This is a genomic window from uncultured Ruegeria sp., from assembly GCF_947504215.1.
Taxonomy (GTDB): domain Bacteria; phylum Pseudomonadota; class Alphaproteobacteria; order Rhodobacterales; family Rhodobacteraceae; genus Ruegeria.
Genome location: NZ_CANNGO010000003.1, coordinates 1 through 15,737 on the forward strand (window position 1 = coordinate 1; position 15,737 = coordinate 15,737).

At 57.8% G+C, this 15,737-nt stretch carries 15 protein-coding genes; 8 read left to right on the forward strand and 7 right to left on the reverse strand.

The window, feature by feature from the left end; all coding sequences use genetic code 11:
* Positions 1-81: 81 nt before the first annotated feature.
* The 6 genes from pta (at position 82) to Q1B21_RS07110 (ending at position 7,086) form a co-directional block, all read left to right on the forward strand.
* Positions 82-1,104 carry a phosphate acetyltransferase gene (gene pta, locus Q1B21_RS07085; RefSeq protein WP_299887603.1) on the forward strand — a complete coding sequence of 341 codons (1,023 nt, stop codon included), beginning with the start codon at positions 82-84 and terminating at the stop codon, positions 1,102-1,104.
* Between the two features lie 73 nt (positions 1,105-1,177).
* Positions 1,178-3,991, forward strand: a complete 2,814-nt coding sequence (locus Q1B21_RS07090; protein ID WP_299887605.1) for a molybdopterin oxidoreductase family protein — start codon at positions 1,178-1,180, stop codon at positions 3,989-3,991.
* The gene (locus Q1B21_RS07095) at positions 3,988-4,752 is read left to right on the forward strand and encodes a 4Fe-4S dicluster domain-containing protein (protein ID WP_299082139.1); all 765 of its coding nucleotides are present in this window, start codon (positions 3,988-3,990) and stop codon (positions 4,750-4,752) included. The genes Q1B21_RS07090 and Q1B21_RS07095 overlap by 4 nt, the downstream gene beginning before the upstream one ends.
* Positions 4,752-5,639 (forward strand): DmsC/YnfH family molybdoenzyme membrane anchor subunit, encoded by an 888-nt coding sequence (locus Q1B21_RS07100; RefSeq protein ID WP_299887609.1) that lies wholly within the window; start codon positions 4,752-4,754, stop codon positions 5,637-5,639. The genes Q1B21_RS07095 and Q1B21_RS07100 overlap by 1 nt, the downstream gene beginning before the upstream one ends.
* Positions 5,640-5,746: 107 nt before the next feature.
* Entirely contained in the window at positions 5,747-6,208 is a 462-nt protein-coding gene (locus tag Q1B21_RS07105) for a carboxymuconolactone decarboxylase family protein (RefSeq protein ID WP_299887611.1), read from the forward strand.
* A complete protein-coding gene (locus Q1B21_RS07110) occupies positions 6,205-7,086 on the forward strand; it encodes a sigma-70 family RNA polymerase sigma factor (RefSeq protein WP_299887613.1) in 882 nt (293 codons plus the stop codon). The genes Q1B21_RS07105 and Q1B21_RS07110 overlap by 4 nt, the downstream gene beginning before the upstream one ends.
* A 37-nt stretch (positions 7,087-7,123) precedes the next feature.
* Here Q1B21_RS07110 and dapA read toward each other — a convergent pair whose 3' ends face one another.
* Positions 7,124-7,996 carry a 4-hydroxy-tetrahydrodipicolinate synthase gene (gene dapA / locus Q1B21_RS07115; RefSeq protein WP_299887616.1) on the reverse strand — a complete coding sequence of 291 codons (873 nt, stop codon included), beginning with the start codon at positions 7,994-7,996 and terminating at the stop codon, positions 7,124-7,126.
* Positions 7,997-8,129: 133 nt separating this feature from the next.
* On the opposite strand from dapA, the gene Q1B21_RS07120 reads away from it, so the two are divergent.
* Positions 8,130-10,103, forward strand: coding sequence for a lytic transglycosylase domain-containing protein (locus Q1B21_RS07120; RefSeq protein WP_299887619.1), 1,974 nt, complete (start codon positions 8,130-8,132; stop codon positions 10,101-10,103).
* Here Q1B21_RS07120 and Q1B21_RS07125 read toward each other — a convergent pair.
* Positions 10,077-10,946 (reverse strand): DMT family transporter, encoded by an 870-nt coding sequence (locus Q1B21_RS07125; RefSeq protein WP_298937298.1) that lies wholly within the window; start codon positions 10,944-10,946, stop codon positions 10,077-10,079. The two genes, Q1B21_RS07120 and Q1B21_RS07125, sit on opposite strands and share 27 nt — an antisense overlap.
* On the reverse strand, positions 10,943-11,608 hold the full coding sequence (gene mnmD, locus Q1B21_RS07130) for a tRNA (5-methylaminomethyl-2-thiouridine)(34)-methyltransferase MnmD (protein ID WP_299887621.1): 666 nt from the start codon (positions 11,606-11,608) through the stop codon (positions 10,943-10,945). Before mnmD ends, Q1B21_RS07125 begins: the two co-directional genes overlap by 4 nt.
* A 55-nt stretch (positions 11,609-11,663) precedes the next feature.
* On the opposite strand from mnmD, the gene Q1B21_RS07135 reads away from it, so the two are divergent.
* The gene (locus Q1B21_RS07135; RefSeq protein ID WP_299888505.1) at positions 11,664-12,698 is read left to right on the forward strand and encodes an FAD-binding oxidoreductase; all 1,035 of its coding nucleotides are present in this window, start codon (positions 11,664-11,666) and stop codon (positions 12,696-12,698) included.
* Between the two features lie 20 nt (positions 12,699-12,718).
* On the opposite strand, the gene Q1B21_RS07140 is transcribed toward Q1B21_RS07135, so the two are convergent.
* From Q1B21_RS07140 to Q1B21_RS07155, 4 genes are all read right to left on the reverse strand, one after another.
* Positions 12,719-13,519, reverse strand: coding sequence for a MaoC family dehydratase N-terminal domain-containing protein (locus Q1B21_RS07140; RefSeq protein ID WP_299887624.1), 801 nt, complete (start codon positions 13,517-13,519; stop codon positions 12,719-12,721).
* Between the two features lie 15 nt (positions 13,520-13,534).
* Entirely contained in the window at positions 13,535-14,077 is a 543-nt protein-coding gene (locus Q1B21_RS07145) for an NADPH-dependent FMN reductase (protein ID WP_299887626.1), read from the reverse strand.
* A 134-nt stretch (positions 14,078-14,211) separates the two neighbouring features.
* On the reverse strand, positions 14,212-14,883 hold the full coding sequence (locus Q1B21_RS07150; RefSeq protein ID WP_298937303.1) for an OmpA family protein: 672 nt from the start codon (positions 14,881-14,883) through the stop codon (positions 14,212-14,214).
* A gap of 128 nt (positions 14,884-15,011) precedes the next feature.
* A complete protein-coding gene (locus Q1B21_RS07155; RefSeq protein ID WP_299887629.1) occupies positions 15,012-15,704 on the reverse strand; it encodes a YafY family protein in 693 nt (230 codons plus the stop codon).
* Between the last annotated feature and the right edge of the window lie 33 nt (positions 15,705-15,737).

Genomic DNA, 15,737 nt, shown 5'->3' on the forward strand with positions numbered 1-15,737 from the left:
GCCGCGACGCCATGAAAAAACCCGTCGCAGTCGCAGGCGTCAACGCAAACGACATGACACCTCAAATACAAGCGTAGGCGCGTGAAACCTCTGCGTACAATTCTCGGAACTGAAACCGGTTCCGACAAGATCATCGCCCTTGCTGAGGGCGATGATCCACGCGTTGTTGAAGGTGCTCTGAAGGCGCGCGCTGAAGACATTGCCCAGATTATCCTTGTTGGAGATCGGGCAAAGGTCATTGCTTTGCTAGAAGAACAGGGCGGGACGGATGTCGATGGAATAGACATTCATGATCCCAACGATTCTCCGCATTGGGGGGCATTTGCGGTGTCTCTTTATGAGTTGCGCAAACACAAAGGCATGACGCCTGAACAAGCGCAGCAACAAGTCCGCAATCGTCTGAACTATGCCGCGATGTTGGTGCATGAAGGTTTCGCAGACGGAACGGTTGGCGGAGCGGTTGAAACAACATCAGCCACTGTCCGGGCCGCGCTTCAAATCATTGGCAAAGCGCCTGACGCCGCGATGGTCTCCAGCTTTTTCCTGATGCTCTATTGCCGCGACCATCATACCGTTCGGGGCGCGCATATCTTTGCCGATTGCGGCCTCGTCGTGGATCCGAATGAACAGGAACTGGCAGAGATCGCGCAAGCATCAGCCAAGTCTTATCAGACCTTGACCCACGAAACGCCCAGGGTTGCGATGCTGTCGTTTTCGACCAGAGGCAGTGCAAATCACCCCAAGGCCTCAAAGGTCATCGAGGCAACACAGATTGCGAAATCTGCAAATCCCGACCTTTTGATTGATGGTGAATTGCAGTTCGACGCCGCCTTCGTTCCAGAAGTGGCGGCGAAAAAGGCAAAGGATTCTCCACTGCGCGGAGAAGCAAATGTCTTTATCTTCCCAAACCTCGATGCGGGCAATCTAGGCTACAAAATCGCCCAACGGATCGGTGGTGCCGAAGCAATCGGACCAATCCTGCAGGGTCTGGCAAAACCCGCAAACGACCTGTCGCGTGGATGCTCGGCCGAGGATGTATTGCATATGATTGCCGTGACTGCCGTGCAGGCACATCACTCAAAAGCACAGGACGCATCCGATTAAAGCCAGCTAGCAATAAAGGTTTTGTTCTGACCGAAATACTGGAAGGATCGAACCAACAGCCAAAGGGACGTACATGAACCAGCCAGTTATCGACACATCGCCGAAGGTTTCGGACGAGGTCCGAAAAACCACCTGTTACATGTGCGCCTGTCGATGCGGCATCAACGTACATATGAAAGACGGCAAGGTTGCCTATATCGAAGGCAACCGCGACCACCCGGTCAACAAGGGCGTCTTGTGTGCCAAGGGCAGCGCCGGGATCATGCAAGTCAACGCGCCTTCGCGCCTGCGCAAACCATTGCGCCGGGTCGGGCCACGCGGATCGGGTGAATTTCGCGAGATCGAATGGGACGAAGCGATCAGCACTGCGGTAGGCTGGTTGAACGAGCTGCACGAGACTGCACCGCAAAAACTGGCGTTTTTCACCGGGCGGGATCAGAGCCAAAGCTTCACTTCGTTCTGGGCGCAGAACTTCGGAACGCCAAACTACGCGGCGCATGGCGGGTTCTGTTCCGTCAACATGGCTGCCGGCGGCATCTACACGATGGGCGGCGCGTTCTGGGAGTTCGGTCAACCCGACTGGGACCATACAAAGCTGTTCATGCTGTTTGGCGTGGCAGAGGACCATGACAGCAATCCGATCAAAATGGGCATCGGCAAGATCAAGGCGCGTGGCGCGCGGGTGATCGGGGTCAACCCGATACGGTCCGGGTATAATGCTGTGGCCGATGACTGGGTCGGCATCACGCCCGGCACCGATGGCTTGTTCATCCTGTCCCTGATCCATGTGCTGATGAAGGCAGGCAAGATCGATCTGGACTATCTCGGCCGCTACACCAACGCGCCGATTCTTGTGAATGCTGCGGACGGCCCGGAAAAAGGTCTGTTTCTGCGCGATAACGACGGCAAGCCACTAGTGATTGACCGCAACACCGGCAAACCCACTGCATTTGACAAACCCGGTGTTCGCCCGGATTTGTCAGCTACTTACGAAAAAGATGGTGTTACCCATCGTCCCGTCTTTCACCTAATGGCGGACAAGTACCTCTCGGATGAACACGCGCCCGAGGCCGTGGCCGAACGGTGCGGTATCCCAGCCAAACGCATTCGCGCGATTGCCGCTGAAATCGCCCGTGTGGCCTTTGACGAGGCCATTGAGCTGGATCAGGAGTGGACTGATTTCCGCGGTGAAACCCACGCAAAAATGATCGGTCGCCCTGTCAGCTTTCATGCGATGCGCGGAATTTCAGCCCACGCCAATGGATTTCAGACCTGTCGCGCGCTGCATGTGCTTCAAATCTTGTTGGGAACGGTCGAGGTTCCGGGCGGCTTCCGCTTCAAACCGCCCTATCCCAAACCAGTTGAGGCGCACCCGACACCTCATGGTGATCGCCGCCCTGGGCGCCCGCTGAATGGCCCGCATCTGGGCTTCCCACGTGGCCCCGACGATCTGTTGCTGGATGATGACGGACAGCCGCTGCGCATCGACAAGGCCTTTACCTGGGAAAACCCGATGTCGGCCCATGGGTTGATGCACATGGTGATTTCCAACGCCGCGGCAGGCGATCCGTACAAGATCGATACGCTGTTCATGTACATGGCCAACATGTCCTGGAATTCCTCGATGAACACCAAGGGCGTGATGGAGATGCTGACCGCCCGCAACGAAGACGGCAGATACGTCATACCAAACATCATCTATTCAGATGCGTATTCGTCAGAAATGGTGGCCTATGCCGACCTGATCCTGCCTGACACGACGTATCTTGAACGACACGATTGTATTTCGCTACTGGATCGTCCGATCTGCGAGGCCGACGCAGCTGCCGACGCCATCCGTTGGCCGGTGATCGAACCCGATCGTGACGTGCGAGGATTCCAATCCGTGCTGATTGAACTGGCCAACCGCATGAGTCTGCCCGGCTTTACCAATGAGGACGGTAGTCCAAAATGGAAAGACTACGCAGACTATATCGTTAATCACGAACGTCGACCGGGTATCGGACCACTGGCCGGGTTCCGTGGCCCGGACGGTGACAAAGAAGGCCGTGGCGAAGTCAATGCCGACCAGTTGAACCGCTATATCGAGAATGGCGGTTTCTATGTCGCGCATATTCCGGAAGGGGCTGACTATTACAAACCCTGGAACACGGCCTATCAGGACTGGGCCGTGGGTATGGGCATCTATGACAGCCCGCAGCCCTACCTGTTTCAGCTTTATTCCGAACCCATGCGCAAGTTCCAGCTGGCCGCCGAGGGCCATGGCGACCGGCAACCGCCGGATCACCTGCGTCAGCGTATCCAAGACACGATGGATCCGCTACCTATCTGGTACGAAACAGACCAGCAGGGCAACGAAGGTTACAGTATCAACGCGCTGACCCAACGCCCCATGGCGATGTATCACAGTTGGGGCACACAGAATGCCTGGCTGCGGCAGTTGCACGGGCGCAACCCGCTTTACGTACCAACGAAACTCATGCGGGAACACGGGCTGCAGGATGGCGATTGGGCCAAAGTCAGCTCTCCGCACGGAGAGATCACTGTTCCGGTCATGGAAATGGCGGCGCTGAATGACAATACGGTCTGGACGTGGAACGCCATCGGTAAGCGCAAGGGTGCTTGGGCGCTGCAAGACGACGCGCCCGAGGCGACCAAAGGGTTCCTGCTGAACCATCTGATCCACGAGTTGATGCCGCCCAAAGGCGACGGGATGCGGTGGGCCAATTCGGATCCGATCACCGGTCAGGCCGCGTGGTTCGACCTAAAGGTCAAGATCGAGAAATCAGAACCCCCGGGCGATGCTGAAAGCCAACCAGAGTTTGATCCAATTAAATCACCGGTGGGAACCGGCCCCAAAGACCTTGCGTGGAAGGTAGGCAAATGACCCAACTCCCCCAATCCACGGACCGCAAGATGGGTTTGGTCATCGACCTTGATACCTGTGTGGGCTGCCATGCCTGCGTTATCTCATGCAAAGGCTGGAACACCGAAAACTATGGCGCGCCTTTGTCCGATCAGGACGCCTATGGCGCTGACCCCTCGGGTACCTTCCTGAACCGAGTGCATTCTTATGAAGTCCAGCCAGCCGAGGGCCACGCCCAATTGGTTCACTTCCCCAAATCCTGCCTGCATTGCGAAGATGCGCCCTGCGTTACTGTTTGCCCCACCGGGGCCAGTTATAAACGTGTCGAGGATGGCATCGTTCTGGTCAATGAAAGCGACTGCATCGGGTGTGGCCTGTGTGCCTGGTCCTGCCCCTACGGAGCCCGCGAACTGGATATGGCCGAGGGTGTGATGAAGAAATGCACGCTTTGCGTCGATCGCATCTACAACGAAAACCTGCCCGAAGTGGACCGGGTTCCATCCTGTGTTCGCACCTGCCCGGCAGGCGCACGCCATTTTGGCGATCTGGGCGATCCCGACAGCGATGTCAGCAAACTGGTCGCGGAACGTGAAGGCATGGATCTGATGCCAGAGATGGGCACGAAGCCGGTCAACAAATACCTGCCGCCGCGCCCCAAAGACACTGTTGAAGATCAGATCGATATTCTGGCACCACTGCTGGCCCCTGTTGCGGAAGAACCAAAGGGCTTCATGGGATGGCTCGACAAAGCCCTCGATAAAGTCCCCGGGGGAGCGAACTGATGCACCCGGCACCTTCTGTCATCATCTTCACCACCTTCTCTGGTCTGGGCTTCGGGCTACTGTATTTCCTTGGGTTCGGTGTCCCGGACGTCTCAGGCGTCACGGCATTTGTGTTCTTCGCGATCGCCTTTGGTCTGGCTGTCGGCGGCCTGCTGGCGTCGACCTTTCACCTCGGCCATCCCGAACGGGCGTGGAAAGCGTTCAGCCAATGGAAATCAAGCTGGCTAAGCCGCGAGGGTATCTGCGCCGTGGCCGCCCTGCTGGTCATGGGGCTCTATGCCATTGGCGTGATATTCCTAGGACAGCGCTGGGTTTTTCTCGGACTTCTCGGCTCGATCCTCAGCCTCGCAACGGTCTTTACGACCTCGATGATCTATGCCCAGCTCAAAACCATCCCGCGCTGGAACATGTGGGCGACACCCGCCATGTTCATCACCTTCAGCATCGCGGGCGGGTCCTTGCTGGCGGGTGCAGAAAGCCTTGCGCCCAAGCTGATGGCTGTGGCCGGGGTCGTGCAACTGATCTATTGGGCGATGGGGGACAAAGCGTTTCAGCGGGCGGGCACCGACCTGGGTTCGGCAACGGGTCTTGGTGATCGCGGCTCTGTCCGCGCCTTTGAACCGCCCCATACCGGCACAAACTACCTTCTGCGCGAATTCGTTCATATCGTCGGGCGCAAACACGCCCAAAAACTGCGCATCATATCGTTCGCTCTCGCCTTTGTTCTGCCCATCCTGCTGATCATCGCTCCGGTAGACGGCATCGTGATCAAACACCTTTTCGCACTGTTTGCCGTCCTCTCTCACATCGCTGGAGTCGTCGTCTCCAGGTGGCTTTTCTTTGCACAAGCCGAACATGTTGTCGGGCTGTATTACGGAAAACGGTGATAATTTTGAAAAGAGCCTCAAAACAGAGGCTCTTTTTTTTCAATTATGTCACAAATCTAGTCGCTGGCCCGTCCTGTTTCTGTTCAACTCATAAACAGGAGATTTCAATGTCCGCACGCATCAATCATTTTTCCGTTGCGCCAACCTTGATGCAGCCCATGCTCGACATGGAGGAGCGTCTCAGAGCATCGGGGTTGGAACACAGTTTGATCGAACTTGTGAAGCTTCGTGTGTCACAGATCAACGGCTGCGCCTATTGCATCCACATGCACACCCATGACGCCCGCGCAAATGGCGAGAGCGAGGACCGGCTGCACTTGCTGAACGCGTGGCACGAATCGTCGTTATATTCCGGACGCGAACGCGCCGCGCTATCTTGGGCTGAAAGCCTTACCAGGATTGAATCCAGCCGAGCTGCCGAAGCGACGTATCAGACAATGGCGGCACAGTTTTCCGAGGAGGATCAAGTGGCGCTGACATTGGTTATCACAACCATCAACGCCTGGAACCGCATCGCAATTGGCTTCGCGATACCACACCCCACGTCCAGCAAGGCATCAGCGGCGTGACCCGCAACGAAGAAGTCCCCGTCGATAAGGTTTTCGTCGTTCTGCAGCCGCGCTTGTTCGCGGTTGCATATCGCATGCTCGGAACTGTCAGCGATGCTGAGGATATCGTGCAGGATGCCTATCTGCGCTGGCGGCGTGTCGATCCCGAAACTGTGCGTGACACGACGGGGTACCTTATCCGTATCGTTACGCGGCTCTGTCTCGACCACTTGCGCGCGTCAAAGGCTGTTCGCGAAACTTATCCCGGTGAATGGCTGCCAGAACCTCTGGTAACCGAGGATCCAACAGAACGGCTGGATCGGGACGTGTCGATCGCACTGTTGATGGCGCTGGAAAGGCTGTCCCCGCTGGAACGCGCGGCTTTTCTTCTGCATGACGTCTTCGACCAATCCTATGACGAACTGGCCGAAACGCTAAAGCGCAGCCAAAGCTCATGCCGGCAATTGGTCAGCCGTGCAAGAAAACATGTCGACCAGGCCAAACCGCGAACCAAGATCGCACGCGAACATGGTGAAAACCTTGCCACCGCTTTCTTCAGAGCAGCCAAAAGCGGGGATACCAACGGTCTGGCAGAAGTGCTGGCGCAGGATGTCCAATTACATTCCGACGGTGGCGGCAAGGTTATCGCGACGCTGAATCCGATCTATGGACAAGATAAGGTCATTCGATTTTTTGCCGGGCTGGCGCGGAAGCCATCTGCTCAACAAAGGGTCGACTGGGTCACGTGTAGACTGAACGGGCAACCTTCGATCATTAGTCGCGACCCGAAAGGCTTCGTACAGGCGATTTCCCTCAACGTCGAAGCAGACCAGATCACAGCTATCTATATGGTGCGCAACCCCGACAAGACCCGGCACCTTGAAGCACTTCTGACCTAACAGGGCCTGCACGACGCACAGGCCCAGAGGTTTGACGTTAAAGTAACCCTGCGTGCGTCATCGCCGCGTCGATGGCGACCTTGGTGCTGTCTTCCAGCGTGGTCAGTGGCGAGCGCACCTCTTCGCTACAACGCCCAAGCTTGCTCAGCGCGTATTTTGCGCCCACAAGCCCGGGTTCGATAAAGATCGCCTCGTGCAGCGGCATCAGTCGGTCCTGATACTTCAATGCGGTCGCATAATCGCCGGCCAGTGTTGCCTGCTGGAACTCTGCGCAAAGTTTTGGTGCGACGTTTGCCGTGACCGAGATGCACCCAACCCCACCATGGGCATTGAAGCCAAGCGCCGTCGCGTCTTCGCCAGACAACTGACAAAAATTGGGACCACACGTCGCGCGTTGCTGGCTGACACGGGCCAGATCACCGGTCGCGTCTTTGACGCCGATGATGCGCGGCAGCTTAGCCAGCTCACCCATCGTCTCAGGCGACATATCGATGATAGAACGGCCGGGAATATTGTAGATGATAATCGGAATGTCCGCGCATTCGTGCAGGGTCGTGAAATGCGCCAACAACCCGCGCTGGGTCGGCTTGTTGTAATATGGCGTCACGACCAAAGCCGCAGCGGCACCAACAGTCTTGGCGAACTGGACAAACCTGGTGGCTTCGACCGTGTTGTTTGATCCTGCCCCGGCGATGACCGGAACGCGTCCAGCGGCGGCTTTGACAACCTCTTCGACCACCGTCTCATGCTCTTCATGGCTAAGCGTTGGGCTTTCCCCAGTGGTGCCGACAGGAACCAGCCCAGTGGAGCCTTCCTGGATTTGCCACTCAACCAAGTGTTTGAGCGTATCCAAGTCCAACTCGCCGTTGCGGAACGGGGTGACGAGAGCTGGCATCGAGCCTTTGAACATGAAACGCTCCTTCGGGTGCAGTTTGCAATTTTCGCACTCCGGTCCATCACGATTTTAGCTTTGTGAGTTGATCCCGGCGGCGCAAGGTTTATCCTCACAGGCTCTATCCTCGGTTGGTTGGGAAATGCAAGGGATGACACGCGTTATAGCCCTGTTGATAGCAGGGATTATGTTTTTGGCGCTGCAGCCGGTCTCGGCACTGGCGAATACGGCAGGAGACTTGCGGGCCGGTCTGCATGAAATGCGCAAAGGCGACTGGAACGAAGCGCTACGGGTTTCGGGGGCACGTGGATCTGTGTCGCGAGACATCATCGTTTGGCACTGGTTGCGCGAAGGATTCGGCAGCTCGGGCGATGTTCTCGTGTTTCTCGAGCGCCGCCCGGATTGGCCGGGCCTCGCCTGGCTGCGCCGCGAAAGCGAGCCATCATTTACAGGCGCAGATCCCAATCGGGCGCTTAAGTTCTATGCCGAGGTTCCGCCGCAAACTGCAGAAGGCGCGTTGAACTATGCCGTCGCGTTGATGGCCAAGGGTCGGCAAGGTGACGCCGAGGCAGATATCGTGACCGCATGGCGCACGATGCCCATGGGTTCTGGGCTGCAAAAAGACTATCTGGAGAATTTCGGCAAGCTGCTCAAGCCCCATCATGCGGCGCGGCTGGACCGACTGCTGTGGGACGGCCATCTTATCAGCGCCGACCGGATGCTACCCCTGGTCAGCGATGATGATCGCAAGCTGGCCGAGGCGCGTATCGCCCTGCAAAAACGCCAGCCGGGTGTGGATGGCAAGGTCGCGGCGGTTCCAAAATCTCTGACCGGGTCCGCAGGCCTTGCGTTTGACCGGTTTGTATGGCGCGACCGCAAAGAACTTGACGACAGCGCAATTGACCTGATGCTGGCCCGTTCCACTGACCCAGACGCATTGGGCGAGCCGGACAAATGGGCGGAAGGGCGGCGCAGGCTGGCCCGCCTTGAAATGCGCAACGGTGACCCGTCGCGCGCGTACAGAATTGCCGCAAACCACCACATGACCCCCGAGATGGGGTATGGCTATGCCGACCTTGAATGGCTGTCCGGATTTCTCGCACTGCGTAAGCTCAACGATCCTGCAACGGCCGCCCGGCATTTCCAGAATTTCACGGGCGCGGTGAAGTCACCTATCTCAAAAGGTCGTGGTGGGTACTGGCTGGGACGCGCCTATGCTGCGTCAGGGGATGCCGAGAAAGCGTATGACGCTTACGCCAAGGGCGCTGACTATCAGACCTCTTTCTATGGTTTACTGGCTGCCGAGCAAATAGGGCGACCCTTTGATGCCGAATTGGCCACACCCCGCCGTGCGCCACATTGGAAGCAAGCTGGTTTTGCCGATTCCAGCGTTCTGGAGGCCGGGTTGTTGCTGCTGAAAGCTGGCGAGGACAATTTGGCGGAACGCTTTCTGACTCATCTGGTTGAAGACCTGGACTCCGTAGAAGCTGCCCAATTGGGCGATTTGGTCATAGAACTAAAAGAGCCGCATCTTGCGGTCATGATTGCCAAGCGCGCCGCAACAACCGGAACTGTTTTGCCTGCCGCCTACTACCCCGTGCACCCGGTTGCTGACATGGGGCTACCAATGGCGAAGGAAATGACCTTGGCCATCGCCCGCCGTGAAAGCGAATTTGATCCGGTTGTGGTCAGTGGTGCGGGTGCGCGCGGTTTGATGCAGGTGATGCCCGCGACTGCGAAGCTGGTCGCGCGGGAACTCGGGATCCTCAGCGGACATCAGACCGGTCGGTTGACGTCGGACTGGCAATATAACGCAAAGCTAGGGGCCAACTACCTGTCCGGGCTGGCCGCTGATTTCAACGGCAATATCGTGATGATGTCCGCTGGCTATAATGCCGGACCCAGGCGACCAATATCCTGGATGGCCCGCTACGGAGACCCGCGCGCCGGCGACATAGACATGGTCGACTGGATTGAGACCATCCCGTTCAGCGAAACCCGCAACTATGTGATGCGCGTGGCGGAAAGCCTGCCGGTGTACCGCGCACGTCTGGGCCAGCCGGCGCTGCCAGTTCCCTTCTCGCAGGAATTGGTTGGCTCAACTCTGGCGGCGTTCGCGCCATAACGTGAACAGCCCTGCGGCAACGACAATCGATGCACCTGTGACAACCTCGGGGCGCAACGCTTCGCCAAAGATGGTGATTCCAAGAATTGCGCCCCAGACCAGGTGGAAATAGGCGAAAGGCTGCACGGCGCTGGCCTCGGCCATCTCATAGCATTTGATCAGTAGCCAGTGTCCCAACACGCCGCTGACGCAAAGCACCGCCATCCAGATCCAATCGCCTCTGGCCATGGGTTCCCAGAACCACATGCCGACCAATGTCATCGCCACTGCGCCCGCAACACCAGTCCAGAAGAAACTGGTGGCGGTGCTGTCCTGACGTGCCGCATATCGGGTCAAAAGCCCGTAGAGCGCAAACATCAGCGCTGAAATCAACGGGACAATGGCCCACGGGTTAAAGACGCCGACGCCAGGCTGCAAAATGATCAGAACACCCACGCATCCAACGCCGATGGCGGCCCAGCGCCGCCACCCAACTTTTTCGCCTAACACCGGGCCACTCAACGCAGCAATCAAAAGGGGGTAGCAGATAAAAACGGCCATGGAGTCGATCAGACCCAGGATCGTGAAACTGAACACGGCCACGCAGATCTCGGCCGCCAACAGAACGCCGCGAAACACCTGAAGACCCAGCTGGTTGGTTTGGGTTGCTGCCTTCAATCCACCGGGTGCCCGAGCCGCCAGCGCAATGACAAACGCCGCGAAGAACCAATAGCGGATCATCACGACCATATATGTGTTGTAGGTCCCGGCCAGATGGCGCGAGATGCCATCCTGCAAGGCAAACACAATCGTCGCAGCAATCATCAGCGCGATGCCTGCACGGGCATTGTTTTGCTGTGTCATAGTTTGACAGCCCGCGTCATATGCCGCTTGTGGCCAAAGCCGGATGTTCGCGTGACCTGAAAACCGGCCTCTTGCAAACCTCGCCGTACAAAACCTGCGGCGGTGTAGGTAGCCGCTGTACCTCCTGGTGCGGTGTGTTGGGCGACGTCCTGCATCAACTCTGCGCCCCACAACTCCGGGTTTTTCGCCGGGGAAAACCCGTCAAGAAACCACGCATCTGCCATCCCGGTCCAAGCGGGCAATGTCGCTCGCGCATCCCCTTGGATCACTTCAAGCTGCAGGGTTTCAAGCTGGCACTTGTGACCATCCCAATGCGTTAGGAACCGATCGCTCCATGGCTGCAATTCAGGGAACCCAGCCAAAGCGCGCCGCATGTCTGCGGACGCCATGGGAAAGGCTTCGAAACTGCTAAAGTACAGCGGGCTGGTTTGCCCCGATCTCTCCCACTCGGACCAAACGGTCAACATGTTCAGACCGGTGCCAAAACCAAGTTCTGCAATGTGAAACCCAGGGGCGAAACGCACGGGCAGATCATTGCCCGCCAGAAATACATGGCGGGTTTCTTCCAAGCCGTTGTGCAGTGAGTAGTACGGGTCATCAAAACGATCCGAGACCGGAATCTGATCATCCGTCCACGTCAGCTGGGCGCGCTGGTCTGCCATTCGGGAATCCTGTAGCTAAGCGGCGCGACACTGAACAAGGATAAGGGAATTGGCAATGGTCGATGTGACGGTGCGCGGCGCAGGGATTTTTGGCTTGTCCATCGCATGGACCTGCGCCCGACGTGGTGCGAAGGTTCAGGTTGTCGACCCCTTTGGCCCAGGCGCCGGGTCAAGCGGAGGTCTGGTCGGCGCCTTGGCCCCGCATGTGCCCGAAAACTGGAACGCCAAGAAGGCTTTTCAGTTCCAAAGCCTGATCATGGCCGAACCGTTCTGGACCCAGGTTGAATCAACTGGTGGAGTATCAGCTGGTTATGGTCGCCTGGGGCGCATCCAGCCCATCCCTGATCAACATACCCTGAACTTGGCCCGCCAACGCCAGATATCAGCTGAGGAGCTGTGGCAAGGTCGTGCAGAATGGCGCGTTATCGAAATAGCACAAGCCGGTTCATGGTGCCCACCCAGCCCAACAGGCTATGTTATCCACGATACTCTGACAGCGCGCATACATCCCCGCCGTGCCTGTGCAGCGCTGGTTGCCGCCTTGTCCGTGATGGGCGTGGGGATCCTGACCAAGGCCCCTGACCAAGGCCGCGTTGTGCATGCAACCGGGCTTGCCGGGCTACAAGAACTGAACGAGGCCTTTGGCAAGACCGTCGGCAACGGCGTCAAGGGCCAAGCGGCGCTGCTGCGGTTTGATGCAGGTGTAGCGCCGCAACTCTTTGCCGATACGGTCCACATGGTGCCGCATGCGGACGGAACACTGGCCATCGGATCCACGTCCGAGCGGGACTATGACGACCCAACCAGTACCGATAGCGCTTTGGACGACGTGATTGAGCGCGCCACGCGCGCCGTTCCTGTCCTGCACGGCGCCGAGGTGATTGAGCGTTGGGCCGGAGTTCGCCCCCGCAGCAAAAGCCGGGCACCGATGCTGGGGGCCCATCCCTTGCATCAGGGACAATTCATCGCCAACGGGGGGTTCAAGATCGGTTTTGGCATGGCCCCCAAAGTGGCCGATGTCATGGCTGATCTAATTCTTGAAGACCGCGACACCATTCCCAAAGATTTCCGGCCCGACGCGTCTTTGTGATAGCCAAAGACCGACCCCGCCTAGCCGGGGGCAGTCAAAGCAACCGCCTGCATACAGGACCGCCCGTCTGACCCACGCACCCAAAGATCCGGCCCATTGCGGCACAGCGTGGCAGTTTCGAAATGCATCAAGGGTGATGACGCACGGAAGGAAAACTTGGTCAGGTTACCCATCAGCTCTTCGGCAAACATCATTAACAGTTGCGCTAGTAAAGGGCCATGCACGACCAGCCCTGCATAGCCTTCAACATCCCTCGCATAGTCCAGATCATAATGGATGCGGTGACCGTTGAACGTCAAAGCCGAATACCGAAACAGCAGAGTTGAATCGAACCCAACCTCGCGTTGGTCCGTCTCATCTGTTCGGGCCGCAGGTGCCAGCGGCTCAACCGCTGTTGCCGAGGGGTCTTCGCGATACACGAGGTCCTGCCGTTCGGTCAGGCAATGCGTACCCTCTTGCCAAATCTCATGCCGCAAAGTCACAAAACCAAGCGGCCCGGACCGCCCGATCTTAGAAGTTTTCGAGTCTAGCACCGATCTGCGTTCTGCCTCGACACCTGCCCGTATGGGCGCATGAAACTCCAGACGCCCACCGGCCCACATCCGGCGCGGCAGTCCCATATCGGGAATCGGACCAAGACCGACCTTAGGGTGCCCATCGCGCCCCAGTTCGGCAGGTGAGCACGGCGTCCAGAAGTACATCTGGTGAAAAAACGGCGGCAGATACGATCCGTCAACAATTGTCGGCACCCGGCCCAGCGCCACCTGAAAAGCGGCGGCGCGGGCGGGATCCATTCTGTCAAACTGGATATCGTCGATCATGCTAACAGCGTTGACTTAAATGCCAATCTCGGCGCGTAGCTTCTGCATTAGCGTGTGCAGCATTTTCTCATACCGCTCGGATGTCAGTTTTCCCTGTTCGTCAAACTCGTTCGAGCTGTTGGCCAGATGAATTTCCGGCCCCTGAAGGATGCGCGGTTGGAACGGCACCATATACGCGCGAAGAATCATTTGCGCCCGTTCCCCACCAGCGCGACCTGCCGCAGCAGACATCACCGCAACCGGTTTGTTTGCCCACGGATTGCCTTGTGTTCGACTCACCCAATCCAGCGCATTTTTCAGAACGCCAGAAGGGCCCTTGTTATATTCAGGGGTCGAAACGATAATCGCATCCGCCTGCGCGATCTGGTCCGAAAGTGTTTGGACCCCGGTTGGTATGCCTTCGCCTTCCTCCAGGTCGCCATCGTAAAGGGGCAGGTTCAAATCTGCTTCGACAAAACTGGCAGGATCGAACAATCGGGCTGCTTCGCGCAGAAGTTTGCGGTTGGTGGCGCTTTGGCGCAGCGACCCGGAAAGGCCCAGAAGGATCGGTTCGGACATCAAGGAAAACTCCGTTTCGTTGTTTTCCAATAGTTAGACCGAGTTCACCCGGTTCCAAACCCCGTTTTGCGCACAATTGTTGCGCAACGCCAGGGCCGCCCTCAGGCGACCCTGTTTAGGACTTTTGTCAAGGATCAGGCGTTGCCGCTGGGAATGACGATGATCTCGACCCGACGGTTCTGTGCCTTGCCCTGAGGTGTCAGGTTCGACGCCACCGGATTGTTTTCGCCCTGTCCGATGGTGCGAATGCGATTGTAGCTGACACCGTTGGCTTGCAGGATATCGGCCACGGCATTCGCCCGACGCACTGACAGACCCTGATTATAGCTCGCATCCCCATCACTGTCGGTATGACCGATGATCTGCACGTTGGAATTCGGGTAATTTACGAGGTTCTGACCCACTTTCACCAGATCGGACCGCAGCGCCGGGCGCACGGTCGAGCTGTCGGTGTCAAAGGTGATGTCATTCGGCACAGTGACAATCAGACGGTCGCCTGCGTTCACGATAGTGATGCCGTCATTGGCCAGTTGCTGGCGCAGTTCCGCCGCCTGACGATCCAGCTGATTGCCGATCACGCCACCGCCCGCGGCACCAATGGCACCACCTGCGACCGCCCCCAGAAGCGGATCCGAGTCGTTTGCGATAGCGCCTACACCTGCACCGATCAAACCGCCAATCAGAGCACCCTGCTTGGCGTTCTGGTTCGGGTCGTTTTGGACATTCAACGTGCCTGGATCGGTACACGCACCTAGCGCAAGCGCTGAACACAGCCCTACGGACACAACAAACTTGGAAATCGTCATAGTTTCACCTTCTGCTCTGGCACCCACTGTAAGGGCTTGCCTCATTTGGTGCAGTATAGCACGGCGCGTATGCGCAGCCTCAAGCTACAAAACGGTGATATCGGCAAATACTCGCCAAATGCGCGTTTTCACACGGTTTCGGCAGTGCTGTCCCAAAGGTCCTGCTCCTGCCACAGATCCCGCAACGCTTCACCTTGTCCACAAAAACTCTCGTCAGCGCTTTCGCTGACCCAGATGCGGTCTGTACGGAAATGACGAAACCCATTGCGCAGCTCGCACCATCCAGCCAGCATTGTGCACTCGATGTGGTAGATCAGCGCGACCGGTCGAACGACACGGGTTGTGCGCTCGCCCTCCGCACTCACATAGGTAATCCGCAGTTTCTGTTCGGCCCGGATAGCCTCACGATAATTGGCAATCGGCACACAGCCTTTCGCGGGGTCATCGGTAGGTGTGCCCCACGGCGCGACTTGCAACCAGTCTCTGGGGGCGTGTAGCGCATCGATCTTCCTGCAAATGCGCCGGGCTGCCTGCTGCAGCTGGCTGTCGCCGGTACGCGCCAGCATGGACAGACCGACCCAAAGTGCCTCGACCTCTTCAGAGTCGAAATTCAGCGGTGGCAGATCATAGCCGCGCCGCATCAGATATCCGACACCCGCCTCGCCTTCGATAGGTGTCCGCTGGGCCTGTAATTCCGCGATGTCCCGATAGACCGTGCGTACCGAAACCTCTAGTTTTTCCGCCAACATTTCGGCCGTTACCGGTGCACCAGCCGCGCGAAGAATCTGGATGATTTCAAACAATCGGGTCGAGCGGCGCATGTCTTACTCCTTGCGATCTGCTGACACACTAGC

Excerpts from the sequence above, each read along its gene's own strand:
- Q1B21_RS07140 (WP_299887624.1), bottom strand. The coding sequence starts at position 13,519 with ATGATCGACGATATCCAGTTTGACAGAATGGATCCCGCCCGCGCCGCC.
- Q1B21_RS07155 (WP_299887629.1), bottom strand. The coding sequence starts at position 15,704 with ATGCGCCGCTCGACCCGATTGTTTGAAATCATCCAGATTCTTCGCGCG.
- Q1B21_RS07135 (WP_299888505.1), top strand. The coding sequence starts at position 11,664 with ATGGTCGATGTGACGGTGCGCGGCGCAGGGATTTTTGGCTTGTCCATC.
- Q1B21_RS07120 (WP_299887619.1), top strand. The coding sequence starts at position 8,130 with ATGACACGCGTTATAGCCCTGTTGATAGCAGGGATTATGTTTTTGGCG.
- Q1B21_RS07145 (WP_299887626.1), bottom strand. The coding sequence starts at position 14,077 with ATGTCCGAACCGATCCTTCTGGGCCTTTCCGGGTCGCTGCGCCAAAGC.
- dapA (WP_299887616.1), bottom strand. The coding sequence starts at position 7,996 with ATGTTCAAAGGCTCGATGCCAGCTCTCGTCACCCCGTTCCGCAACGGC.
- Q1B21_RS07105 (WP_299887611.1), top strand. The coding sequence starts at position 5,747 with ATGTCCGCACGCATCAATCATTTTTCCGTTGCGCCAACCTTGATGCAG.
- Q1B21_RS07090 (WP_299887605.1), top strand. The coding sequence starts at position 1,178 with ATGAACCAGCCAGTTATCGACACATCGCCGAAGGTTTCGGACGAGGTC.
- Q1B21_RS07125 (WP_298937298.1), bottom strand. The coding sequence starts at position 10,946 with ATGACACAGCAAAACAATGCCCGTGCAGGCATCGCGCTGATGATTGCT.
- mnmD (WP_299887621.1), bottom strand. The coding sequence starts at position 11,608 with ATGGCAGACCAGCGCGCCCAGCTGACGTGGACGGATGATCAGATTCCG.
- Q1B21_RS07095 (WP_299082139.1), top strand. The coding sequence starts at position 3,988 with ATGACCCAACTCCCCCAATCCACGGACCGCAAGATGGGTTTGGTCATC.
- Q1B21_RS07100 (WP_299887609.1), top strand. The coding sequence starts at position 4,752 with ATGCACCCGGCACCTTCTGTCATCATCTTCACCACCTTCTCTGGTCTG.
- Q1B21_RS07150 (WP_298937303.1), bottom strand. The coding sequence starts at position 14,883 with ATGACGATTTCCAAGTTTGTTGTGTCCGTAGGGCTGTGTTCAGCGCTT.